The organism is Pseudonocardia sp. HH130630-07 (genome assembly GCF_001698125.1).
Taxonomy (GTDB): Bacteria; Actinomycetota; Actinomycetes; order Mycobacteriales; family Pseudonocardiaceae; genus Pseudonocardia.
This window is the reverse complement of sequence record NZ_CP013854.1, coordinates 5,501,102-5,525,123: the sequence shown is the minus strand read 5'-3', so window position 1 is coordinate 5,525,123 and position 24,022 is coordinate 5,501,102. Positions and strand designations below refer to the sequence as shown.

At 72.5% G+C, this 24,022-nt stretch carries 21 protein-coding genes and 1 pseudogene; 11 read left to right on the top strand and 11 right to left on the bottom strand.

Going from position 1 to position 24,022, the window contains the following annotated elements:
* Positions 1-10: 10 nt before the first annotated feature.
* Together AFB00_RS26165 and mshC are read left to right on the top strand one after the other, a co-directional pair.
* Positions 11-1,501, top strand: coding sequence for a sodium:solute symporter (locus AFB00_RS26165; protein ID WP_068800686.1), 1,491 nt, complete (start codon positions 11-13; stop codon positions 1,499-1,501).
* A gap of 30 nt (positions 1,502-1,531) precedes the next feature.
* The gene (mshC, locus tag AFB00_RS26160; protein ID WP_083275839.1) at positions 1,532-2,770 is read left to right on the top strand and encodes a cysteine--1-D-myo-inosityl 2-amino-2-deoxy-alpha-D-glucopyranoside ligase; all 1,239 of its coding nucleotides are present in this window, start codon (positions 1,532-1,534) and stop codon (positions 2,768-2,770) included.
* Positions 2,771-2,777: 7 nt separating this feature from the next.
* Here the strand turns inward: mshC and AFB00_RS26155 are convergent, their stop codons facing one another.
* The 3 genes from AFB00_RS26155 to AFB00_RS26145 all read right to left on the bottom strand — a co-directional run bounded on the left by AFB00_RS26155 (position 2,778) and on the right by AFB00_RS26145 (position 5,874).
* Positions 2,778-3,743 (bottom strand): zinc-binding dehydrogenase, encoded by a 966-nt coding sequence (locus AFB00_RS26155; RefSeq protein WP_068799384.1) that lies wholly within the window; start codon positions 3,741-3,743, stop codon positions 2,778-2,780.
* Between the two features lie 87 nt (positions 3,744-3,830).
* Positions 3,831-4,955, bottom strand: a complete 1,125-nt coding sequence (locus AFB00_RS26150) for an MFS transporter (RefSeq protein ID WP_068799383.1) — start codon at positions 4,953-4,955, stop codon at positions 3,831-3,833.
* Positions 4,956-4,983: 28 nt separating this feature from the next.
* Positions 4,984-5,874 (bottom strand): PAC2 family protein, encoded by an 891-nt coding sequence (locus AFB00_RS26145; protein WP_068799382.1) that lies wholly within the window; start codon positions 5,872-5,874, stop codon positions 4,984-4,986.
* Positions 5,875-6,027: 153 nt separating this feature from the next.
* On the opposite strand from AFB00_RS26145, the gene metH reads away from it, so the two are divergent.
* The 4 genes from metH (at position 6,028) to hisG (ending at position 11,789) form a co-directional block, all read left to right on the top strand.
* On the top strand, positions 6,028-9,702 hold the full coding sequence (gene metH, locus AFB00_RS26140; protein WP_068800684.1) for a methionine synthase: 3,675 nt from the start codon (positions 6,028-6,030) through the stop codon (positions 9,700-9,702).
* The gene (locus tag AFB00_RS26135; RefSeq protein WP_068799381.1) at positions 9,695-10,393 is read left to right on the top strand and encodes an HAD family hydrolase; all 699 of its coding nucleotides are present in this window, start codon (positions 9,695-9,697) and stop codon (positions 10,391-10,393) included. The genes metH and AFB00_RS26135 overlap by 8 nt, the downstream gene beginning before the upstream one ends.
* A gap of 189 nt (positions 10,394-10,582) precedes the next feature.
* Positions 10,583-10,846: a phosphoribosyl-ATP diphosphatase gene (locus tag AFB00_RS26130; protein WP_068800683.1), complete on the top strand. Its 264-nt coding sequence runs from the start codon at positions 10,583-10,585 to the stop codon at positions 10,844-10,846.
* 49 nt (positions 10,847-10,895) lie between these two features.
* Complete coding sequence (gene hisG / locus AFB00_RS26125; protein WP_068800682.1) at positions 10,896-11,789, top strand: ATP phosphoribosyltransferase; 894 nt, start codon at positions 10,896-10,898, stop codon at positions 11,787-11,789.
* A 69-nt stretch (positions 11,790-11,858) separates the two neighbouring features.
* On the opposite strand, the gene AFB00_RS26120 is transcribed toward hisG, so the two are convergent.
* Positions 11,859-12,713, bottom strand: a complete 855-nt coding sequence (locus AFB00_RS26120) for a thioesterase family protein (protein WP_068800681.1) — start codon at positions 12,711-12,713, stop codon at positions 11,859-11,861.
* On the bottom strand, positions 12,710-13,585 hold the full coding sequence (locus AFB00_RS26115; protein ID WP_068799380.1) for a RecB family exonuclease: 876 nt from the start codon (positions 13,583-13,585) through the stop codon (positions 12,710-12,712). The genes AFB00_RS26120 and AFB00_RS26115 overlap by 4 nt, the downstream gene beginning before the upstream one ends.
* A 246-nt stretch (positions 13,586-13,831) precedes the next feature.
* Here AFB00_RS26115 and AFB00_RS26110 point away from each other — a divergent pair, with 246 nt between their 5' ends.
* Both AFB00_RS26110 and arc read left to right on the top strand, forming a co-directional pair.
* On the top strand, positions 13,832-14,614 hold the full coding sequence (locus AFB00_RS26110) for a tRNA (adenine-N1)-methyltransferase (RefSeq protein WP_068800680.1): 783 nt from the start codon (positions 13,832-13,834) through the stop codon (positions 14,612-14,614).
* Between the two features lie 216 nt (positions 14,615-14,830).
* The gene (gene arc / locus AFB00_RS26105) at positions 14,831-16,663 is read left to right on the top strand and encodes a proteasome ATPase (RefSeq protein ID WP_068799379.1); all 1,833 of its coding nucleotides are present in this window, start codon (positions 14,831-14,833) and stop codon (positions 16,661-16,663) included.
* Positions 16,664-16,727: 64 nt separating this feature from the next.
* Here the strand turns inward: arc and AFB00_RS26100 are convergent, their stop codons facing one another.
* Positions 16,728-17,540 (bottom strand): SAM-dependent methyltransferase, encoded by an 813-nt coding sequence (locus tag AFB00_RS26100; RefSeq protein ID WP_231974082.1) that lies wholly within the window; start codon positions 17,538-17,540, stop codon positions 16,728-16,730.
* Between the two features lie 95 nt (positions 17,541-17,635).
* Between AFB00_RS26100 and AFB00_RS26095 the strand changes: the two genes are divergently transcribed.
* Entirely contained in the window at positions 17,636-18,037 is a 402-nt protein-coding gene (locus tag AFB00_RS26095; RefSeq protein ID WP_083275837.1) for a VOC family protein, read from the top strand.
* 48 nt (positions 18,038-18,085) lie between these two features.
* Here AFB00_RS26095 and AFB00_RS26090 read toward each other — a convergent pair whose 3' ends face one another.
* Complete coding sequence (locus tag AFB00_RS26090) at positions 18,086-18,844, bottom strand: helix-turn-helix domain-containing protein (RefSeq protein WP_068799378.1); 759 nt, start codon at positions 18,842-18,844, stop codon at positions 18,086-18,088.
* A 71-nt stretch (positions 18,845-18,915) separates the two neighbouring features.
* Entirely contained in the window at positions 18,916-19,473 is a 558-nt protein-coding gene (locus AFB00_RS26085; protein ID WP_068799377.1) for a YceI family protein, read from the bottom strand.
* A 91-nt stretch (positions 19,474-19,564) separates the two neighbouring features.
* On the opposite strand from AFB00_RS26085, the gene AFB00_RS26080 reads away from it, so the two are divergent.
* Positions 19,565-20,083, top strand: a complete 519-nt coding sequence (locus tag AFB00_RS26080) for a MarR family winged helix-turn-helix transcriptional regulator (protein WP_068799376.1) — start codon at positions 19,565-19,567, stop codon at positions 20,081-20,083.
* A 9-nt stretch (positions 20,084-20,092) separates the two neighbouring features.
* Positions 20,093-21,496: a dihydrolipoyl dehydrogenase gene (gene lpdA / locus AFB00_RS26075; protein ID WP_068799375.1), complete on the top strand. Its 1,404-nt coding sequence runs from the start codon at positions 20,093-20,095 to the stop codon at positions 21,494-21,496.
* A 73-nt stretch (positions 21,497-21,569) separates the two neighbouring features.
* Here the strand turns inward: lpdA and AFB00_RS26070 are convergent, their stop codons facing one another.
* From AFB00_RS26070 to AFB00_RS36465, 3 genes and pseudogenes are all read right to left on the bottom strand, one after another.
* The gene (locus AFB00_RS26070; RefSeq protein WP_068799374.1) at positions 21,570-21,764 is read right to left on the bottom strand and encodes a hypothetical protein; all 195 of its coding nucleotides are present in this window, start codon (positions 21,762-21,764) and stop codon (positions 21,570-21,572) included.
* A gap of 166 nt (positions 21,765-21,930) precedes the next feature.
* A complete protein-coding gene (locus tag AFB00_RS26065) occupies positions 21,931-23,004 on the bottom strand; it encodes an IS630 family transposase (RefSeq protein ID WP_156819725.1) in 1,074 nt (357 codons plus the stop codon).
* Positions 22,896-23,833: pseudogene (locus AFB00_RS36465) on the bottom strand (IS5 family transposase). Before AFB00_RS36465 ends, AFB00_RS26065 begins: the two are co-directional and overlap by 109 nt.
* Positions 23,834-24,022 lie beyond the last annotated feature (189 nt).

The window sequence follows — 24,022 nt, the reverse complement described above, 5'->3', positions numbered from 1 at the left end:
AGCTGCAGTGCTGCGCACCCTCGACCTGATCGTCATCGTCGCCTACCTGGTGGTCTCACTGGGTATCGGGCTCTGGATGTCCGGGCGGCAGAAGTCCAACGAGGACTACTTCCTGGGTGGCCGGGAGCTGCCGTGGTGGGCCGTGTCGCTCTCGGTGGTCGCCACCGAGACCTCGGCGCTGACCGTGATCAGCGTGCCGACGGTCGCCTACCTCGGGTCGCTGACCTACCTGCAGCTGGCGCTGGGGTACCTGCTCGGCCGGATCGTCGTCGCGTTCGTGCTGCTGCCGCGCTACGCCGCGGGGAAGCTGACCACGGCCTACGGGTACCTCGGGCAGCGGTTCGGGCGCGGCATGCAGGGGACGGCGTCGGTCGCGTTCCTCGTCACCCGGCTGCTCGCCGACGGCGTGCGGATGTTCGCCGCGGCGATCCCGGTCAAGGTCATCCTCGCCGGGCTGGGGCTCGACGTGTCGTTCTTCTGGATCATCGTCGTGCTGTCGCTGGTCACCGTGGCCTACACCTACGTGGGCGGGATCAAGGCCGTCGTGTGGACCGACGTCCTGCAGATGGTCCTCTACGTCGTCGGCGGCATCGTGGCGGTGGCCGTGATCGGCCCGCAGCTGCCGGCGGGGTTCTGGGGCGACGCGGTCGCCGCCGGGAAGACCCAGCTGCTCGACTTCACCTCGAACCCGGTCTCCGCGCCGTACGCCTTCGTGACCGCCGTGGTCGGCGGGGCGCTGCTGTCGACGGCGAGCCACGGCGTCGACCAGATCATCGTGCAGCGGCTGCTCGCCTGCCGCAGTGTCCGGGACGGGCAGAAGGCGCTGATCGCCTCCGCGGTCGTCGTCGGGCTGCAGTTCGCGCTGTTCCTGGTCGTCGGGCTGTTCCTGTGGGGCTACTACGGCGGCGCCACCCCCGCCGCGCTCGGCCTGCAGACCGGCGACGAGCTGTTCCCGAGGTTCATCGTCGAGGGCCTGCCCCCCGGGGTCTCCGGCCTGCTGCTCGCCGGGATCCTCGCCGCGGCGATGTCGACGCTCAGCTCCTCGCTGTCCGCGCTGTCCTCGTCCACCGTGATCGACCTGGTGCAGACGGTGTTCCGGCGCGAGCTGTCGACCGGCCAGGGGATCCGGCTGGCCCGGATCACGACGCTGGTGTGGGGGCTGGTGTTCATCGTCTTCGCGAACCTGTTCACCTCCACTGAGAACCCGGTCGTCGAGCTGGGGCTCTCGGTAGCGGGCATCACCTACGGCGGCCTGCTCGGCGCGTTCGCGCTCGGCCTGTTCGTCCCGCGGGCCCGGCAGTCCGACGCGATCGTCGGCTTCTCGGTCGCGGTCGTCGTGATGGCCGCCCTGTTCCTACTCGCACCGACACTGGTCGGGTTCACCTGGTACACCGCGATCGGCCTGGTCATCACCGTGCTGCTCGGCTTCCTGCTGTCGCTGCGCCGGCCGGCCGGGCGCGGCACGGAATCCGCGGCGGGTGCCGTGCGTTCGGACGCATGAACAACGCCGACACGCAGGTAGGTTTACCGTATGGACACCTGGGCCCCGACCGACGTTCCCGCACTGGCGGGCAGCGGGCCACCGCTGCGACTGCACGACACCGCCACCGGATCGGTCCGCCCGACGGCTCCGGGCGCGGTCGCGACGATGTACGTCTGCGGGATCACCCCCTACGACGCGACGCACCTCGGCCACGCGGCCACCTACCTGGCCTTCGACCTGGTGAACCGGGTGTGGCGGGACCACGGGCACGAGGTCCACTACGTGCAGAACGTGACCGACATCGACGAGCCGCTGCTGGAGCGTGCCGCCCGCGACCAGGACGACTGGGTCGTGCTGGGCCTGCGCGAGACGGCCCTGTTCCGGGAGGACATGGAGGCGCTGCGGGTGCTCCCGCCGCGCGAGTTCGTCGGTGCGGTCGAGGCGATCCCGGAGATCGCCGAGCTGGTCGAGAAGCTCGTCGCCTCCGGCGCCGCGTACCGGATCGACGACGACGAGCACCCGGACGTCTACCACGACGTCTCGGCCACCGGCCGGTTCGGCTACGAGTCGAACTACGACCTGGAGACCATGCTGCGGTTCTCCCGCGAGCGCGGCGGTGACCCGGACCGGCCCGGCAAGCGCAACCCGCTCGACCCGCTGCTGTGGCGCACCGCGCGCCCCGGCGAACCCGCCTGGGACTCCGGGCTGGGCCGGGGCCGGCCGGGCTGGCACGTCGAGTGCGCCGCGATCGGGCTGAACCGGCTGGGCACGCAGATCGACGTCAACGGCGGCGGCTCCGACCTGATCTTCCCGCACCACGAGTGCGGTGCGCTGCACGCCGAGTCGCTGACCGGGCAGCACCCGTTCGCCCGGCACTACGTGCACACCGGCATGATCGGGCTCGACGGCGAGAAGATGTCGAAGTCCCAGGGCAACCTGGTGTTCGTCTCGAAGCTGCGCAACTCCGGCGTGGACCCGAACGTCATCCGGGTCGCCCTGCTCGACGGGCACTACCGCACCGACCGCTCCTGGACCGACGAGGTGCACGCGACGGGGGAGAAGCGGGTCGCGCGGTGGCGCGAGGCCGTGCGGCTCGACGCCGCCCCGGGTGCCGACGGCCTGGTGGCGGCACTGCGCACGTACCTGGCCGACGATCTCGACACCCCGGGTGCGCTGGCGGCTGTCGACGCGTGGGCGGACGAGGCGCTGACCCGCCGGGGCACCGACACCGCGGCCCCGGGGCTGGCCAGGACCGTCCTGGACGCGCTGCTCGGCGTCCGCCTCTGACCCCGGTTCAGGGCCGGAGCAGGATCGTGCCGGTCGCGCGGCGGCCCTCCAGGTCGTCGTGCGCCCGTGCGGCCTCGGCCAGCGGGTACTGCGCCCCGACCAGCGGGCGCAGCTCCCCGGCCGCGGCCAGGGCCAGCACCTCACGGACCCGGCGGGGGGCGTCCGGCCCGAACCCGGCGAGCTGGTCGATCGAGGAGACGGTGAGCCGCCGGGCCCGCTCCTCGCAGGGACCGAGTTCCGGCGGCGGGCCAGCCGCGGTGCCGTAGGAGCTGTACCGCCCGCCCTCGGCCACCAGCCACGCGGTCGAGCGGCCCGCCGGGCCACCGACGCCGTCGAACACCACGGCCGGTCCCCGGGGCAGCAGGTCGTGCAGCTCGGCGACCCAGCCCGGCCGGCTGTGGTCGACGACGTACTCGGCGCCGAGCGCGCGGACCCGCTGCTGCCGGGACTCGCCGCGGGCCGCACCGATCACCCGGCCGCCGGCCGCCGTCACCAGCTGGACCAGCAGGCTCCCCAGCCCACCGGCGGCCGGGAGCACCAGCACGTGCTCACCCGGGTGGACCGGGGTGCGTTCGAGCAGGCCCAGGGCGGTGCCGCCGTCGTCGAGCAGGGCGGCCGCGGGTCCGCTGCCGAGCCCGTCCGGGATCGGGACCAGCGACGGCACCGGCGCCGCCACCCGCTCCGCGTGGCCGCCGCCGGGGGCCCGGAGCAGCACCCTGGCGCCGTGCAGGCCCGGGTCGGCCCCGGCGCCGAGCCCGGTCACCACACCGGCGACGGCCCCGCCCGGCACGTACGGCGGGACCGGGGCGCACCGCGGTGGACCCTCGCCGCGGCGCAGTGCGGCGTCCAGCGACAGCACCCCGGCGTACTCGACGTCGACGACGACCTCCCCGGTGCCGGGCACCGGATCCGCCGTCTCCCGCAGCACCAGCACGTCCGGTCCGCCGAACCGCTCCACCACGATCGCCCGCATGACCCGCTCCTCCCCACGGCCAGGAGGCCAGCGTGCACCCTCGACCGGGCTTCAGGTCCAGACCGGACGCACCGGTCCGGGACGTGATCAGCGCCGCGTCCCGGCCGCCAGCACGGCCGGTGCCGCCACCGCGAGCAGCCCGGCCGGCGCGAGGAACGCCACGAGCGGATCGGCGTGGTAGACCGGGGTCAGCGCGACGGGGGAGGCCGCCGTCCCGGCGAAGCGGACCGCCTGCACCACCGAGACCGCACCACCGCCGTTGCGCCCGCCGGTGCCCAGGACCAGCGCGTTCACCCCGACCAGGACGAGCTGGCTGCAGACCCCGGCCAGCGCCCACAGCGTGACCACGGCCCACAGCGTGGGCAGCACCCCGATCAGTGCCACGAGGACACCGCCGGCGACGGCGCCGGTGAGCACGCACCGGCGCGGGCCGATCCGGTCGACCGCCCCGCCGATCAGCCGGGCGGTGAGGACGCCGGTGACGCCCAGCGCCGTCAGGACCAGGCCGCGCGGCCCGGACCCGAGGCCGAACACCTCCTCCAGCCGCAGTGCGAGCAGGAAGTTCAGCCCGGCCAGGCAGCCCCACCCGATCCCGGCGACCACACCGAGGCGCAGCACCGGTCCGGTCCACGCCGACCGCAGCGCCGGGCGCCCGTCGCTGCGGGCCGGACCGGCACCGCCCGGGATCCCGACGACGGCCAGCAGCAGCGCGACCACCGCGGCGCCGCCGAACGCCAGCCGCCAGTCGACCTCCGCGGCGAGCCCGCCGACCAGCGGCGCGGACGTCTGCCCGGCGGCCTGCAGCGAGCCCGACCAGCCGAGTGCGCGCCCCAGCCGCTCCGGTTCCACCGCGGCGGCGAGCGCGGCCAGCAGCAGGGGGGTGGTGAAGGCGTTGGCGACCCCCTGCAGCGCCCGGGCCGCGAGGAAGACCGTCCAGGACGTCGCGAGGATGCAGGCCAGCGAGGCCGCGACGTACAGCGCGTACCCGGCGACGACCGTGCGCGACCGGCCCCACCGCTCGCCCAGCGTCCCGGACACCAGCATCACCGCCGCGAACGGCAGCAGGTAGGCGGTGATCGACAGCGATGCGGTCGCGGTCGGGACGCGGAGGTCCGCGCCCAGCTCGGGCAGGATCGCGGCGGTCATGCCACCGCCGAACGGCCCGAGGAACGCACCGGCGAACAGCGCCCCGCGCCGCAGCCCGGCGATCACGGTGTGGCGGGCCGGGGCACCGGCCCGATCAGGAGTTCGGCCCGCGCCGGCGCAGGTACCGCTCGAAGTCGGCGGCGATCGAGTCGCCGGAGGTCTCCCGCAGCTCGGTGCGGGCCTCCTCCTCGTCGGTCTCGTTCGCCTGCTCCTCGAGCTGGCGGACGTACTCGCGGACCTCGTCGTCGGCGTCGGCCATCTCGGAGACGGTGCGCTCCCACTCCTCGGCCTTCTCCGGCAGCGCGCCCAGCGGGACCTCGATGTCGAGCGCCTCCTCGATCCGGTGCAGCAGCGCGACCGCGGCCTTCGGTACCTGGGCCTGGGAGACGTAGTGCGGGACCTCGGCCCAGTACGACACCGCCGGGATCCCGGCCTGGACGCACGCCTGCTGGAACACCGCGACGATCCCGGTCGGGCCCTCGTAGTTCGACGGCTCGGTGCCCATGTCCCGCTGTGAGTCCTCGTCCCAGGATGTGCCGTTCACCGGCGTCGGACGGGTGTGCGGGACCTCGGTCAGCAGCGCGCCCAGCGTGATGACCTTCGTCACGCCCAGGCGCTCCGCGTGGCCGACGAGCTCGGCGCAGAACGAGCGCCAGCGCAGGTTCGGCTCGATCCCGTTGACGAGCACGACGTGCCGGTCCGTGCCGGGCAGCGTCGCCCAGGACAGCCGGGTGGTCTGCCACTCGATCTTGCGGGTCACGCCACCGGCGAGCTTCACGTGCGGCCGCGTGACCTGGAAGTCGTAGTACTCCTCGGGATCGATCGAGGTCAGCGGCTCGGCGTCCCAGCTGAGCTCCAGGTGCTCCAGCGCGGTGCTCGCGGCCTCCCCGGCGTCGTTCCAGCCCTCGAACGCCGCGATGAGGACCGGCTCGACGAGGGTGGGCTCCTCACCGCTGCCCGTGGTGCTCGGCTCTCGGTCGGTCATCCGCCCAGCCTACGACCCCGGTACGACGTCCCGGTGCGCGCGCCGCGGGACCGCGAACCCGGCCGGGCATGATCCCGTCAGCGGGTAGCCTGGTCGACCGTGTCATCTACGACGGGAGCGGGTCACTCGGTGAGCACCTCTTCGGACGGCGACATCTCCACGCGCACGGTCGACCCCGAGCGGGTCCGGCAGGCGGAACGCAAGACCGAGCAGCTCAGGGAACTGCTCGGAACGCGGATCGGCGTCATCGACGGCGCATGGGGCACGGTCATCCAGGGGATGGGCCTGACCCCGGAGGACTACCGGGCGGACTGGCTGACGGACCACCCGAAGGACACCACCGGTGATCCGGACCTGCTGAACCTCACCCGTCCGGACCTGATCCTGGACAGCCACCGGCGCTACTTCACCGCGGGTGCGGACCTCACGACCACGAACACCTTCACCGCGACGACGATCGGGCAGGCCGACTACGCCCTCGAGGACCACGTCGTGGCCATGAACGTCGAGGCCGCGAAGCTGGCCCGCCGGGCCGCCGACGAGGCGGAGGCTGAGACCGGCGAGCCCAAGTGGGTCGCCGGGTCGATCGGCCCGCTCAACGTCACGCTGTCGCTGTCGCCGAAGGTCGAGGACCCGGCCTACCGTGCCGTGACCTACCAGCAGGTCTACGACTCCTACGCCGAGCAGGTCGCCGCGCTCGACGAGGGCGGGGTCGACGTCCTGCTGATCGAGACGATCTTCGACACGCTGAACTCGAAGGCCGCGCTGCACGCCGCGCACGACGTCGCGCCGCACCTGCCGGTGTGGATCTCGGTCACCATCGTCGACCGGTCCGGCCGCACCCTGTCCGGGCAGACCGTGGACGCGTTCTGGACCTCGATCCGGCACGCCGAGCCGCTGGTCGTCGGGCTGAACTGCGCACTCGGGGCGGACGAGATGCGCCCGCACGCCGCGGCGCTCGCCGAGATCAGCGACACGTTCGTCGCGACCTACCCGAACGCCGGGCTGCCGAACGCGTTCGGCGGCTACGACGAGACCCCGGAGCAGACCGCGGCCCTGCTGCAGGAGTTCGCCGAGTCCGGCCTGGTCAACATCGTCGGCGGCTGCTGCGGGACCGGGCACGACCACATCGCGCGGATCTCCGAGGCGGTGAGGGGCCTCCCGCCGCGGACACCGGCCGAGCCCAGTCACCGGACCCGTTTCTCCGGGCTGGAGCGGTTCGAGATCGGCCCGGACACCGGCTTCGTGATGATCGGGGAGCGGACCAACGTCACGGGGTCCAAGCGCTTCCGCCGGCTGATCGAGTCGAAGGACTACACCGGCGCGCTGGACGTCGCGCTCGACATGGTCCGCGGCGGCGCGAACATGCTCGACGTCAACATGGACGCCGACCTGCTCGAGTCCGCCGACGAGATGACGACGTTCCTCAACCTGTTGGCCACCGAGCCGGAGATCGCCCGGCTGCCGATCATGATCGACAGCTCGCGGTGGCCGGTGATCGAGGCCGGGCTGCGCTGCGTGCAGGGCAAGGGCGTCGTGAACTCGATCAGCCTCAAGGAGGGTGAGGAGCCCTTCCTGGCCCAGGCCGCCGTCGTCCGGTCCTACGGTGCGGGCGTCGTCGTGATGGCGTTCGACGAGACCGGCCAGGCCGACACCGCCGACCGCAAGGTCGAGATCTGCGGACGGGCCTACGACCTGCTCGTGCAGCGCGCCGGGCTGGCACCCGAGGACATCATCTTCGACCCGAACATCCTCGCCGTCGCGACCGGCATGGAGGAGCACAACAACTACGCGAAGGACTTCATCGACGCCTGCCCCCGGATCAAGGAGCGGTGCCCGGGCGCGCACATCTCCGGCGGCGTCTCGAACCTGTCGTTCGCGTTCCGCGGCAACAACGTCGTCCGTGAGGCGATGGACTCGGCGTTCCTGTTCCACGCCATCAGGGCCGGCCTGGACATGGGCATCGTCAACGCCGGCCAGCTCGCCGTCTACCAGGACATCCCGGCGGACCTGCTGGAGATGTGCGAGGACATCCTGTTCAACCGGCGCCCGGACGCCACCGACCGTCTGGTCGACGCCGCGGAGCGGTTCAAGGGCGAGGGCACCCAGCGCAAGGTGGACCTCTCCTGGCGGGAGAACGACGTCCGCCAGCGGATCTCGCACGCGCTGGTGCACGGGATCGTCGACTTCGTCGAGGCCGACACCGAGGAGGCCCGCGCCGAGGCCGCGCGGCCGCTCGACGTGATCGAGGGCCCGCTGATGGACGGCATGAAGATCGTCGGCGACCTGTTCGGCGACGGGAAGATGTTCCTGCCCCAGGTCGTCAAGTCGGCGCGGGTGATGAAGCGGGCCGTCGCCTACCTCGAGCCCTTCATGGAGAAGGAGAAGGAGGAGGCCAAGGCCCGCGGCGAGATCCAGTCCGAGCGGGGCAACGGCAAGGTCGTCATGGCGACGGTCAAGGGCGACGTGCACGACATCGGCAAGAACATCGTCGGCGTCGTGCTCGGCTGCAACAGCTACGAGGTCGTCGACCTCGGCGTGATGGTGCCCGCGCAGACCATCCTCGACACCGCGGTCGCGGAGAACGCCGACGTCATCGGCCTGTCCGGGCTGATCACGCCGTCGCTGGACGAGATGGTCGGCGTCGCCGCGGAGATGGAGCGCCGGGGGCTCAAGCTCCCGCTGCTCATCGGCGGCGCCACGACCTCGCGCCAGCACACCGCCGTGAAGGTCGCCCCCGCCTACGACGGCACCGTGCTGCACGTCCTGGACGCGTCACGCGTCGTGGGCGTGGTGTCCGACCTGCTCGACGACGACCGTGCCGAGGCGCTGGCCAAGCGCAACGCCGAGGACCAGGACCGGCTGCGCGAGCAGCACGCCAACCGCGAGGCCAAGCCGCTGCTGCCGATCGCCGACGCGGTGGCCAACCACGAGCGGATCACCTTCGGTGAGCTGCCGGTCCCGGAGTTCACCGGGATCCGGGAGTGTGCCCCGAGCATCGCCGAGCTGCGGGAGCTCATCGACTGGCAGTTCCTGTTCCTGGCCTGGGAGCTGAAGGGCAAGTTCCCCGGGATCCTGAACTCGCCGGTGGCCAAGGAGCTCTACGACGACGCCAACGCGATGCTCGACGAGATCATCGCGAACGACCGGTTCACCGCACGGGGGGTGTACGGGTTCTGGCCGGCGCACGCCGAGGGCGAGGACATCGTCATCTCCCCGGACTCGGGCGACGTCCGGCTGCCGATGTTGCGCCAGCAGACGGCCAAGCCGGAGGGCCGGGCCAACCGGAGCCTGGCCGACTACGTGGCGCCCGACGGCGACCACCTCGGGGCCTTCGCCGTCTCGATCCACGGTGCCGAGGAGATGGCGAAGGAGTTCGAGGAGGCCCTCGACGACTACAAGGCCATCATGGTGAAGGCGGTCGCGGACCGGCTGGCCGAGGCCTTCGCCGAGTACGCGCACCGCAAGGCCCGCCGCGAGTGGTTCGAGCCCGACGCCGACCAGCCGCTCGAGGAGCTGCTGGCCGAGCGGTTCCGTGGGATCCGCCCGGCGTTCGGCTACCCGGCCTGCCCCGACCACACCCTCAAGCGCCCGCTGTTCGACCTGCTCGGCGCCGAGGAGACCGGGGTGCGGCTCACCGAGTCGTTCGCGATGATGCCGGCCGCGGCGGTCAGCGGGATGATGTTCGCCCATCCCGACGCGCGCTACTTCACCGTCGGCCGGATCGGCCCGGACCAGGTCTCCGACTACGCCCGGCGGCTCGGCGTCGACGTCGCCGAGGTCGAGCGGTGGCTGCGGCCGAACCTGGGGTACACCCCCGATGCCTGAGCGCGGGCGCCCGGCGGCGGTGCTGCTGGACATGGACGGCACGCTGATCGACTCGGAGAAGGTGTGGGAGGTCGCGCTCGCCGACCTCATGAAGCACCTCGGCGCGCCGCCGCTGTCGCAGCAGGCCCGCCTGGAGTCGGTCGGTGGCTCGCTCGACTCGTCGCTGCGGATCTGCTTCCGCGAGGCGGGCCGGGATCCGGCCACGGTGCCCGCCGAGGAGTTCCGCGAGGCGGGGGAGTGGCTCTACGAGCGCACCGGTGAGCTGTTCGGGGACGGCGTCCCGTGGCGTCCCGGGGCCGAGGAGCTGCTCGTCGCGCTGCGCGACGAGGAGGTCCCGGCGGCGCTGGTCACGAACACGACCCGGGTCCTGGTCGAACGCGCGCTGGAGACACTGGGCCGGGACCGGTTCGCGGCCGTCGTCCCCGGCGACGAGGTGGCCGAACCGAAGCCGGCGCCGGAGCCCTACCGTCGTGGCGCGGAGCTGCTCGGTGCGGACCCCGCGGAGTGCGTCGCGGTGGAGGACTCGCCGACGGGCGCGCTGTCCGCGGAGCGGGCCGGCTGCGCCGTCCTCGTGGTGCCGTGCGAGCTGGCCGTGCCCCCGGGCCCCCGGCGGGTGCAGCGCAGCACCCTCGCCGGGATCGGCCCGGCCGAGCTGGGTGCCGTCCTCGACGAGGTGCGGGCCCGCGCCTGAACGGCCCCGGACCGGCCGATCACGGCGCGAGCGGTTGACGCCGGACGACGAACGGCACGTCGGCGAGGCGATGGTCACACCGGGTGAACCACCCGGCGCGGTGCGTTGCCCGCACGGCTCCCACCACCGGGTCCCCGGTGGTGTCGGCCGGGTCACCGTTCACACTGATGTCCGGAAGGGGCGATGTACGTGAAGACTTTCGACGGGTTGTTCGCCGAGCTGCAGGGCAAGGCCGTGGATCGGCCGGCCGGTTCGGGAACCGTCGCCGCGCTCGACGCCGGTGTGCACGCCCAGGGCAAGAAGGTGCTGGAGGAGGCCGGCGAGGTCTGGCTGGCCGCGGAGTACCAGGGCGACGACGAGCTGGCCGAGGAGATCTCACAATTGCTCTACCGCCTGCAGGTGATCATGATTCAGCGGGGCCTCGCCCTCGAGGACGTCTACAAGCACCTGTAGCCGGGGCCCTCGACGACCACCGACCGGACAGACATTTCAGGAGAGCGTGATGCTCCGCGTGGCACTGCCCAACAAGGGCACCCTGGCCGAGCCAGCGGCCACCATGATGCGTGAGGCCGGGTACCGCCAGCGGACCGACTCGCGCGACCTCAGCGTGGTCGACGAGGAGAACGAGATCGAGTTCTTCTACCTGCGGCCGAAGGACATCGCGACCTACGTCGGGCGGGGCGACCTGCACCTCGGCGTCACCGGCTTCGACCTCATGGAGGAGTCGGGCAGCCAGACCCAGCAGATCCTGCCGCTGGGCTTCGGCCGGTCCCGCTTCCACTTCGCCGCACCCGCCGACGCCGGCTGGAAGCTGGAGGACCTCGACGGGCACAAGATCGCCACGTCCTACCCCCGGCTGGTGCGCTCGTACCTGTCCGGCAAGCGGATCGGCGCCGAGATCGTGAAGCTCGACGGCGCGGTGGAGATCTCGATCCAGCTCGGTCTCGCCGACGCGATCGCCGACGTCGTCTCCTCCGGGCGGACCCTGCGCCAGCACGGCCTGGAGATCATCGGCGACGCCATCGCCACCTCGCAGGCGACGCTGATCGAGCGGGAGAAGCGTGCGGACCGTCCCGAGAACGGTGACGTGACCGCGATCAAGAAGGTCTTCGCCGACCGGCTGCAGGGCGTCGTGCTGGCCCGCGAGTACCTGATGATGGACTTCGACTGCCCGGAGGAGCTCCTCCCGGCGGCGGAGAAGGTGGCGCCCGGCCTGCAGGCGCCGACGGTGTCCCCGCTGTCGAAGAAGGGCTGGGTCGCGGTCCGCACCATGGTCCCGGCCAAGCAGACCAACCGGGTCATGGACCAGCTGGCCGAGATCGGCGCCACGGCCATCCTGACCACCGAGATCCGGTCCTGCCGCGCGATGTCGGCGAACGGCCACGCCGCCGGCTGAGACGTCCGCTCCCACGACGAGAGCCCGTTCCCGGACCTCCGGGGGCGGGCTCTCGCCGTGGCGGGGGCGTCAGCGGGGCCGGATGGTGAGCGCCTGCGCGCCCCGGCCGGCCTGGCCGTGCTCGTCGAAGAGCGCGGAGGTGCAGGTACCCAGTCCCTCGGGCCCGATGACGCTCGCGGCGTCGACACCGATCCACTCACCGGCCGGGACGCGGTGCAGGTGCACGGTGAGCTCGGTGTTGACGAACAGCCAGTGCCGCGCGTCGAGCGCCCCGGCGACCCCGTTGGCGCAGTCCGCGGCCACCATCAACCGCTGCAACGGCGTGGTCTCCTCGCCCTCGACGAGCGGGACCCGCAGCCGCACCCAGGCCCGCGCCGGGCCCTGCGAGCCGAGGCCGCGGCCGTCGAGCCAGGACCACTCGGTGGCGTCGAGGAAGCCGGGCAGCCAGCCGGGGGGCCGCTCGGTGATGATCGTGCCGGTCTCCGGGCCGGGGAGGGGCTCGGCCGAGCCGTGCGCCACCTCCGCGGTGTCCCCCGCGGTGAGCCGCCAGGCCCGTGCCCGCAGCACGTCCCGGCCGCCCGCCTGCATGGTGGCCGACAGCAGCTCGATCGTGCGCCCGGGCCGCTCCACCCGGGCGGTGACCGTGACCGGGCCGGCCGGGACCATCCCGAGCACCTCGACGGTCGCCCTGGCCAGCCGCCAGTGCTCCGGTGCCGCCTCGGGCCGCGAGGGGGCGAGCCGTTCCATGGCCCGCACCAGCAGGGCCGACGGGGGCCCCATGTGCTGGGCCTCGGCGTACCAGGGTCCGGTGGTCGAGGGGGTCGCCTCGAAGTCGGCGACGGTGCCGCCGTCGGGACCGGGGCGCTCGTCGCCGGGGAGGTAGAACGGGCCGGGCGGGATCGAGGTCGTCACGCCCGCGATCATGCCTGCCGGAGCGGACCGCCCCCGGAGCCGGGCCAGCCCGGGTACGGCGGGGGAGTGCCGTCCCACGCGGGGCACCGGGCCCGGTGGTCGCACGAGCGGCAGGCCGGGCCGCGGTTGGGGCGGAAGTCCCCGTCCGGCGCGGCGCGGCCGATCGCGGCCCACACGGCGTCCAGCAGCCGGGCGAAGCGGTACAGCTCGTCGGTGTCGGGACGGTAGCTCAGTGCGGTCCCGCCGGACAGGTAGAGCAGGCGCAGCTCCTCGGGCATCCGGCCACGGGCCAGCAGCACGGCCAGCGCGTAGAACTTGAGCTGGAACAGCGCCGGGCCCTCGAAGCCCTCGCCGGGGACGGCCCCCGTCTTGTAGTCGACCACCCGCAGGGCGCCGCCCGGCCCCTGGTCGAGCGGGTCCAGGATGCCGCGCAGCGGCACCGGCCCGGACGCGCCGTGGAGGACGGTCTCGATCCGCTCCTCGACCGCCGCCGCCGGTACCCGCGCCGGATCCTCCAGGGCGAAGTAGGTGTCGAGCAGGGCGGTCGCCGAGTCCAGCCAGGTGGCGAACGCCGGGTCGGCCGCACCGTCGAACAGGTCGCCGGCGGCACCGGCGGCGTCCAGCTCGTCCCAGGCGGGGCCGAGCAGCGCCCGCGCGGCCTCCGGGGTGCGGTCCGGGGCCGGCAGGGCGAACAGCCGCTCCAGCACCGCGTGCACCAGCGTCCCGCGGACCTGTGCCTTCGACGGCGGCTCCGGCAGGCGGTCGACCGCACGGAACCGGTAGAGCAGCGGGCAGCGCCGGAAGTCCGCCGCCCGCGACGGCGACAGCGCCGGCGGCCGCGGTGCCACGGCCGGATCGGCGGCGGGCGGTTGCTGCACGGTCACGGCTCGCAGGCTAACCGGAGGCACCGACGGTTCCGCGGTCCCGCCGCCGCGCCGTCCTCTGGTGCCCGGCCCCGGCCGCGGCGCACGGCGCGGGCGCGGATAGCGTCGTCGCCCGTGCACGACCCCCTGCTGCCGGTATCCGGCACCGACGAGACCGGCCCGGCCACCGATCCGGCGACCGCCCAGGACACCGGCTGGGAGCCGCCGCGGCGGGGCGGCCCGTTCCGCGAGGGCGACCGGGTCCAGCTGACCGACCCGAAGGGCCGGCACTACACGGTGGTGCTGGCCCCCGGTGCCGCCTACCACACCCATCGCGGCCAGATCGCGCACGACGACCTCATCGGGGCCCCCGAGGGCAGCCTCGTGCACTCCGCCGCGAACACGCCGTACCTCGCGCTGCGGCCGCGGCTCGCCGACTACGTGCTGTCCATGCCGCGCGGAGCGCAGGTGATCTACCCGAAGGACGCGGCCCAGATCCTGATGTGGGGAGACGTGTTCCCCGGCGCGCGGGTGCTGGAGGCCGGTGCCGGGTCCGGCGCGCTGACCTGCTCGCTGCTGCAGGCCGTCGGCCCTGCCGGACGGGTGGTCTCCTACGAGGTCCGCGAGGACCACGCCCCGCACGCGGTGAGCAACGTCGAGACCTTCTTCGGGCACCGGCCCCCGCACTGGGACCTCACCGTCGGCGACGTCCGGGAGCACCGCGGCGAGGTCGACCGGGTCGTGCTGGACATGCTCTCGCCGTGGGACGTGCTCGACACCGTCCGGGACAGCCTCGTCCCCGGCGGCATCCTGGTCGGCTACGTGGCCACCACGACCCAGCTCTCGGTGCTCACCGAGAAGCTGCGCGAGATGCAGTGCTGGACCGAACCGGAGGCGTGGGAGGCCATGGTCCGGCCGTGGCACGTGGTGGGTCTGGCGGTCCGCCCGGAACACCGGATGATCGCCCACACCGCGTTCCTGGTGACCAGCCGCCGGCTCGCCGACGGGGTGACCCCGCCGCGCCAGCAGCGCAGGCCGACCGGCCGCTGAGCCCGTCGTACCCCCGGCCCGGCGGGCCGCGACGCGCCCGGCGTGGAACGAGAACGTTACGAAGTCCCCTCCGTGTGGACGTGGCGGTGACGGGCGCGAAGCCGCAGAGTGACCGTCAGGTGCCGACCGGCTGAGGTCCGGATCACCGGTTCGCCGCACCGCCACGGTTCCCCCGCCCGGGTACCGTGGTGAGACGGAACACGGAGGGAGGCTGCCGTGAACCACCCCTACGACGACGGTCCCGGCAGGCGGGACGTCCATTCTGGTCACGACTCTGGTCACGACCTCGGCGGTGCCGAGGACAGCGAGCACATCCGGCACCTCGAGAGCGAGATCGCCACACTCCGTCAACGGCTGAGCGAGACGCCCCGGCACGCGCGCGTGCTGGAGCAGCGGCTGGCGGAGACCACGAGCCGGCTCTCCGCGCTCAACGCGCGGAACGAGAAGCTCACCGAGACCCTCAAGGAGGCCAGGGGGCAGCTGGTCGCACTCCGCGAGGAGGTCGACCGGCTCGCGCAGCCGCCGTCGGGCTACGGGGTCTTCCTCGGGCGCTACGACGACGACACCGTCGACGTGTTCACCTCCGGGCGCCGGATGCGGGTCCCGGTCTCCCCCGCGGTGGAGGGCGAGGAGCTGCGCAGCGGCCAGTCGGTGCGGCTCAACGAGGGACTCACCGTCGTCGAGGCGATGGGCTTCGAGCAGGTCGGTGACCTGTACTCGTTGCGGGAGATCGTCTCCCGGCCGGGCGAGGACGGCGCGGCCGGCCGCGGCCTGGTCGTCGGCCACTCCGACGAGGAGCGCGTCGTCTGGCTGGCGGCGCCGCTGTTCGACCTGGGGCAGGAGGAGGGCACCAGCCCGCTGAAGTCCGGTGACTCGCTCATGGTCGACTCGCGCGCCGGGTACGCCTACGAGCGGGTCGCGAAGGCCGAGGTCGAGGACCTCGTGCTGGAGGAGGTCCCGGACATCGCCTACGCCGACATCGGTGGGCTCTCCCGGCAGATCGAGCAGATCCAGGACGCGGTGGAGCTGCCGTTCCTGCACACCGAACTGTTCACCCAGTACGAGCTGCGCCCGCCCAAGGGCGTGCTGCTCTACGGCCCGCCCGGGTGCGGGAAGACGCTGATCGCCAAGGCGGTCGCGAACTCGCTGGCGAAGAAGATCGCGAGCCAGCGGGGCGACGACCCGGACGAGGGCCGGGCGTTCTTCCTCAACATCAAGGGCCCCGAGCTGCTCAACAAGTTCGTCGGCGAGACCGAGCGGCACATCCGGCTCATCTTCCAGCGGGCCAGGGAGAAGGCCTCGGCCGGTACCCCGGTGATCGTGTTCTTCGACGAGATGGACTCGATCTTCCGGACCCGTGGCTCCGGGGTGTCCTCCGACGTCGAGACGACGATCGTCCCCCAGCTCCTCGCCGAGATCGACGGCGTCGAGGGCCTGGAGAACGTCATCGTCATCGGCGCGTCGAACCGCGAGGACATGATCGACCCGGCGATCCTGCGGCCCGGCCGGCTGGACGTGAAGATCAAGATAGAACGTCCGGACGCCGAGGGTGCGCAGGACATCTTCTCCAAGTACATCACCGAGACCCTGCCCATCCACGACGACGACGTCGCCGAGTTCGGCGGCAGCCGCAAGGCGTGTGTCGACGGGATGATCCAGCGCATCGTCGAGCGGATGTACGACGAGTCGGAGGAGAACCGGTTCCTGGAGGTCACCTACGCCAACGGGGACAAGGAGACCCTCTACTTCAAGGACTTCAACTCCGGCGCGATGATCCAGAACATCGTCGACCGGGCGAAGAAGTCCGCGATCAAGTCGGTGCTCGAGTCCGGCCAGACCGGCCTGCGGGTCCAGCACCTGCTGGACGCGATCGTCGACGAGTTCGCGGAGAACGAGGACCTGCCGAACACCACCAACCCGGACGACTGGGCCCGGATCTCGGGCAAGAAGGGCGAGCGGATCGTCTACATCCGCACCCTGGTCACCGGCAAGAACGACGCCACCGGCCGCGCGATCGACACCGCGTCGAACACCGGCCAGTACCTGTAGACGCCCACCACGTCCGGCCCCGTCGCCCCTCCGGCGGCGGGGCCGTCGTGTGTCCGGTGCCGCGTCACGGGGCCGGTACGGGCAGTCTGCCGAGGGCGGCGTAACCGTTCGCGTCGGCATCGGCGACGTCGGCCGGGCCGGAGTCGTCCCGGCGCCAGGCCGGGAGCAGCACGACCCCGGGTTCGACGATCTCGTACCCCGCCAGCATCCCGGCCAGCTGCTCGCGGCTGCGCAGCGTCACCGGGGTGGGGGTCCGGTCGAGGACGTCGCGCACGACGTCGGTCTGCTGCTCGGAGAAGGTCGTCGCGGCCAGGTGCGACACGGCGAGGTGGCTGCCGGGTACGCACGCGTCGCGGTACGCCGCGAGGATCCCGGCGGGGTCGTCGGCGTCCGGCAGCGCGTGCAGCACGGCGACGGCCAGCACGGCCACCGGCCGGTCGAGGTCGAGCAGTCCGGCCACACCGGGGGCGGCGAGCACGGCGGTGGGGTCGCGGATGTCCGCGAGGGTGATCGAGGCGTACGGGTCGTCGGCCAGCAGCTCGGTCGCGACGCCGACGGCGACCGGCTCGATGTCGACGTAGGCGACCCGTGCGGTGGGACGGACCGCCCGGGCGATCTCGTGGACGTTGCCGACGGTCGGCACCCCCGACCCGAGGTCCAGGAACTGGTCGATCCCGGCCGCCACGAGGTGCCGCACCACCCGCCCGAGGAACGCCCGGTTGGCGAGCGCGAACGTCTTCGCGTGCGGTACCGAGCGCAGGGCCCGGTCCGCGGCCTCGCGGTCGACCGCGAAGTTGTGCGAGCCCCCCAGGTAGTAGTCGTACATGCGGGCGAGGTTCGGCACCGCGTGGTTCCCGTGCGTGTCCGCGACATCCACCGGCCCAGGATCACCCACCACCGGTGCACGGCGGAACCCGGCGTGTCCGATCCGTTCACGACGCCCGCCCCGCCCGGTCCCTAGCCTCGGCGCCCATGGACGACACGACGATCGGCGCCGAGCTCGACATGATCGGCATCCTGGTCACCGACATGACCCGCTCGGTGCGCTTCTACCGGTTGCTGGGGCTGGAGTTCCCGGCCGGATCGGAGTCCGGGGCGCACGTGGAGACGACCCTGCGCGGTGGGCTGCGGCTGGCGCTCGACCTGCAGTCGATGGTCGAGGGCTTCCATCCCGGTGCGGCGCCCGCCCGGGAGGGACGGATGTCGATCGCCTTCCGGCTCCCGGACCCCGCTGCGGTCGACGCGGCGTGGCGCACGGTCGTGGCGGCCGGTCACGAGAGCGTGCTCGACCCGTTCGACGCGCCGTGGGGCCAGCGCTACGCCACCGTCCGCGACCCCGACGGCGCCCCGCTGGACCTGTTCGCCTGGGCCTGAGCCGCGCGTCGGCGCACGACGGGGGCCGGGGCGCCCGGCCCGGCGCCGTCAGCGCGGCGGCGGTGCGGCGTAGAGGGTGGCGGGGGAGGCGCCGGTGAGGGCCCGCACCTCGCGGGACAGGTGCGGCTGGTCGGCGTACCCGGCACGGGCGGCGACCTCGGCGGGGGCGATCCCGTCGAATAGCAGCGCGCTCGCCGTGCGGAACCGCAGGATCCGGCGCGCCGTCGACGGCCCGTACCCGAGCGTCGCCAGGCAGTGCCGGTGCAGGGTGCGCGACGTGACGCCGAGGTCCTCGGCCAGGTCCGCGGCGGAGGCGCCGCGCGCCAGCGCACGCAGTGCGGGACGGGGGAGCGGCGCCGGCAGCGGGTGGCGGGCGCCCGAGCGCCACAGGGCGGCGGCGACCGCGAGCAGCAGTCGCGGGGCCCCGGGGCCCGGCGCGCCCGCGTCGCCGACCGTGCAGGCCGTGGCCTCGAGCGCCCCCACCAGGTCACCGGGCAGCGCCCCCGGGAGCACGTCGGACAGCGGGACCCGCAGGTCGCGCAGCGCCGCCGCCGGTGTCCCGAGCAGGGCGGGCAACGCGCCGGGACGGAAGCGCAGTCCGGTGGTGAGCGCCCCGGCCGGTCCGCTCGCCAGGTGGGCGGCGGTGTCCGGGCCCGCGACGGTCAACCGGCCGTCGTGCAGCAGCAGGTCCATGCAGCCGTCGGGCAGCACGCGCCGGCTGCCGGGATGGTCGCTCCACCCCTGCCAGGCGCACTCGACGAGCCCGGCGGCCGCCCCGGTGGGCGGGAGCTCGCGGTAGCCCGACATCCGGCGAGCCTACGACGCGCCGGAGCCCCGGCCGCAGGACGCGGACCGGGGCTCCCGGGGAGGTGCGGAGGTCAGGAGGCGCGCAGGACGGCCTGGATCTCCAGCTCGATACCGACCTTCTCGCTGACGACGGCGCCGCCGCCGTCCATCGGCAGGGCGATGTCGACACCGAAGTCGGACCGCTTGATGGTGGTGGTCGCCGTGAAGCCGGCGCGGGTGCCGCCCCAGGCGTCCGGGCCGAAGCCGTTCAGCTCGAGGGCGAACTCGACGGGCTTGGTCGCACCCTTGATGGTCAGGTCACCGGTGAGCACGAAGTCGTCGCCCTTGGCGGCGAGCCCGGTGGACCGGAAGCTCCACTCCGGGTACTTCTCGACCTCGAAGAAGTCTGCGGAGCGGATGTGGCCGTCCCGCTGCTCGTTGCCGGTGGTGATGGAGGAGGCGTCGACGGTGGCGGTGACGGTCGAGTCCTCCAGGGCGTCGGCGGTGACGAGCTCGCCGGTGACCTGCTCGAAGCGGCCCCGCACCTTGCTGACCATCATGTGGCGGACGACGAACGAGACGTCGGAGTGCACCGGGTCGATGTCCCAGGTGCCCGCGACGTAGCCGGGGATCTTCGTGGCGGCGGTCATGATGTTTCCTCCGAGAAATAGTTGAACTCTCATTGATTGAGAGCGACACTAGGGCCAACAAGGTGAGCACTCAATCATTCCGGAGGGTGACGTGGCCCACACTCGGTGGCTCGACGACGACGAGCAGGCGACCTGGCGGGCCTTCCTCGCGGCCCAGCGACTGGTCTCCGACAAGGTCGAGCGCCGGCTGCAGAGCAGTGCCGGGATGCCGCAGGCGTACTACGAGATCCTGGTCCGACTCTCCGAGGCCCCGGACCGGACGCTGCGGATGAGCGTGCTCGCCGACTCGGCGCTGGCCTCGCGCAGTCGCGTGTCGCACGCGGTGGCCCGGATGGAGGAGTCCGGCTGGATCGATCGCCGCTCGTGCCCCACCGACCGCCGCGGGCAGCTGGCCCACCTGACCGACGCCGGGTTCGCGGTGCTGGCGGCGGCCGCGCCGGACCACGTCGAGAGCGTCCGGGAGGCCGTGTTCGACGGCCTGACTCCGGCCCAGCAGCAGGGCCTGCGGGCGGCGTGCGAGGCGATGGTCACACACCTGTCCGGTGCGGCGGAGTGGCCGGTGACCGGGGACGCAGGACCGGACGGCCCGGGTCCGGCACGGGCGTCCTAGGCTGGGCGCATGCCTCATTTCGACGTCGTCGTGCTCGGTGCCGGACCCGGTGGATACGTGGCGGCCATTCGTGCCGCCCAGCTCGGCCGCAGTGTGGCGGTGATCGAGGAGAAGTACTGGGGCGGCGTCTGCCTCAACGTGGGCTGCATCCCGTCCAAGGCGCTGCTGCGCAACGCGGAGATCGCCCACATCGTGACCAAGGAGCAGAAGACCTTCGGCCTCTCCGGCGAGGTCTCGCTGGACTTCGGTGCCGCCTTCGACCGGAGCCGGACCGTCGCGGACGGCCGGGTCAAGGGCGTCCACTTCCTGATGAAGAAGAACAAGATCACCGAGCTCGACGGGTTCGGCCGGTTCACCAAGCCGGGCGAGATCGAGGTCGAGCTGTCGAAGGGCGGCAGCGAGACCGTCACCTACGACGACGTGATCATCGCGGCGGGCTCCACGGTGAAGCTGCTGCCGGGCACCGAGCTGTCCGAGCGCGTGGTGACCTACGAGGAGCAGATCCTCACCCGTGAGCTGCCGGAGAGCGTGATCATCGCCGGCGCCGGGGCGATCGGCGTCGAGTTCGCGTTCGTGCTGGCCAACTACGGCGTCGACGTCACCATCGTCGAGTACCTGGACCGGCTGCTCCCGCTGGAGGACGCGGACGTGTCCAAGGAGCTGCTGAAGGCCTACAAGAAGCTCGGCGTCACGGTGCGGACCTCGACCAAGGTGGAGTCCATCACCGACGACGGCAAGGGCGTCACCGTCTCGGTCTCCTCCTCGAAGGGGAACGAGGACCTGCGGGCCGACAAGGTCGTCCAGGCGATCGGCTTCGCCCCGCGGGTCGACGGCTACGGCCTCGACAAGCTCGACGTCAAGCTGACCGAGCGCGGCGCGATCGAGATCGACGAGCGGATGCGCACCAGCGTCGACCACGTCTACGCGATCGGTGACGTCACCGCGAAGCTGATGCTGGCCCACGTCGCCGAGGCGCAGGGCATCGTCGCCGCCGAGACGATGGCCGGCGCCGAGACCCAGGAACTCGACTACAAGATGATGCCGCGGGCGACCTTCTGCAACCCGCAGGTCGCGTCGTTCGGCTACACCGAGGCCGAGGCCCGTGACCTGGCCGACGAGAAGGGGTGGAAGGTCAACGTCGCCACCTTCCCGTTCACCGCGAACGGCAAGGCGCACGGCATGGCCGAGCCCGCCGGCTTCGTCAAGCTGATCGCCGACGACACCTACGGCGAGTTGCTGGGCGGGCACATCATCGGCGCCGAGGCGACCGAGCTGCTGCCGGAGCTGACGCTGGCGCAGAAGTGGGACCTGACCGTGCACGAGATGGCGCGCAACGTGCACGCCCACCCGACCCTGTCGGAGTGCCTGCAGGAGGCGATCCACGGCCTGGCCGGCCACATGATCAACTTCTGACGGTCCGCGGGGGCCCCGGCCCGGGGTCCCCGCTCCGGCCCGGCCGGAACGGGGTGCTGGCCGCGGGCCGCGCTCAGTCCGAGCGGGCGTCCGGCTCGCGGCGGGCGGTGTGCTCGCGCCGCCCGGCCGGTCGCTCGGTGCTCCGCTGCTCCTGACGCTCCGCGGCCAGTGCCGCCTCCACCGCGGCCTGCACGGCCGCGGTGTTCACGTCCGGATCGATCAGCCGGGCGGCGGCGAGCGAGCGGGCCGAGACCGAGATGCTGACCATGGGTACTCCTGAGCCTGTCTGGGGCGTGGTGGGGGGCGTTCGGACGGGTCACGACACCGTGCGCCCGATCGGGCGGGGCGGCACGCGACCCGCCGACGGTGTACCGATCCAGACACCGCTGTGGGTGATCTGGGTTACTTCAGGGTAAATGCGTCGGGACGGGACTCTAGTGTCCTGAGTCAGTGATTCGTTTGCAGTAGTGAGCGACGCTGTCGAGGATCTCGTCGGCGGTTTTGGTCCAGACGTAGGGCTTGGGATCGTCGTTCCAGGTCTTGATCCAGGCTCGGACGTCGGCGTTGAGCGCGCGGACCGAGCGGTGGGTGGAACGCCGCAGCTTCTTCGTGGTCAGCTCGGCGAACCAGCGCTCGACGAGATTGAGCCATGACGAACTGGTCGGGGTGAAGTGCAGGACGAACCGCGGGTGAGCGGCCAGCCAGCGGCGGATCGCCGGGGTCTTGTGGGTGGAGGCGTTGTCCAGCACCAGGTGCACGTCGAGCTCGGCGGGGACTTCGCGGTCGAGGGTGCGCAGGAACTTGCCGAACTCGACCGCCCGATGGCGGGCGTGCAGGGAGCCGATGACCTTGCCGGTGGTGATGTCGAGGGCGGCGTAGAGGCTCGAGGTGCCGTTGCGGACGTAGTCGTGGCTGGCCCGCGCCGGGCTGCCGGGCAGCATCGGAAAGACGGGCTGGGTGCGATCGAGAGCCTGGATCTGGGTCTTCTCGTCCACACACAGCACCAGCGCGCGTTCGGGCGGGTCGAGGTAGAGACCGACGACGTCGCGGACCTTGTCCACGAACAACGGATCTTTCGACAGCTTCCAGGAGTCGGTCTTGTGGGGCGCCAGTCCGAACGCCCGCCACACCCGCGACACCGTCGTCTGCGACATGCCTAGGTGGGCTGCCATCGAGCGGGTCGACCAGTGAGTCGCATCCGCCGGTGTCGTCTCCAAGGTCAGCACGACCAGGCGCTCGACCTGCTCGTCGGTGACCGTGCGCGGACGCCCCGGCCGCGGCTCGTCGACCAACCCGTCGAGGCGGTGCTCGGCAAAACGGGACCGCCACGTCGTCACCGTCGGTCGCGACACCCCCAACCAGGCCGCGACCTCGGTGTTCGACCTACCCTCGGCGGCAGCTAGGGCATGTCTCCCAATAGGCGTGACCAGGTGATGCAGGCGCTGAGGACGGTGGCGGCGCGATAGGTGATGGCGAGTTTGTCGTAGCGGGTGGCCAGCCCGCGCCACTGCTTGGTCAGGGCGAAGTGGCGTTCCACGACGTTGCGGCCCTTGTAGGTCTCAACGTCGAGTCCGGGTGGTCTGCCGCCGAGGGAGCCGCGGCGTTTGCGGGCGGCGATCTCGTCGCGTTTCTGCGGGATGACGGTGGTGATCGAGCGGCGGGCCAGTGCGCGCCGGTTGACCCCGGATGAGTAGGCCCGGTCGGCCACCACGGCGTCGGGTCGGGTGCGGGACCGTCCCGCGCCGAGGCGGGGGACGCGGATGTCGGCCAGGACCTGCTCGAGCATGGCGCCGTCGTTGCGCTGCCCGCCGGTCACCACCACCGCCAGCGGCCGGCCCCGCCGGTCGACCGCGGCATGGATCTTCGTCGTCAGCCCGCCACGGGAACGGCCGATGCCGTGACCTGCGGGTTCTCGCGGTCCGCCGAGCGGGCTGGGCATGAACCCGTCAGGGGATTTCGTGTAGTTCGACCGTGCCCCCTGTGTCCTGCTCGGGGCGGGTGGTGTTCGTGGCGTGCTGGTGCGCCCGGTTGATCGTGGCGTCCACCGACACCTGTCAACACCGTCCAGTCGATCTCGCCCTTGGCGTCGGCCTGGGCCAACAGTGCGGCCAGCACGGTGTCCCAGGTGCCGTCAGCGGCGTAGCGGCGGTGTCGCTTCCACACCGTTTGCCAGGGCCCGAACTGCTCCCGCGGCAGATCTCGCCAGGGGATCCCGGTTCGGTATCGGAAGATGATCCCCTCCACCACGCGGCGATCCTCGCCGAACGGGTGCCCACGCCGCCCGGCGTTGGAGGGCAGCAGCGGCCCGATCAACTGCCACTGAGCATCCGAGAGCAGCGCGAACCTCGACGAACTCACCGGCTCATCCTGCCGGCAGTCCGGACACCCATATGGGAGACACGCCCTAGCCGACACGGAGTTGGCGACGCTGCGCGCGCTGCCCTGCCCATCCGGATGGGGCGTTCGCGGGCCGGACTCCGATGGTCGGATCGCGATCGGCACCGCCGGAGAGCTGCTCTACGACGG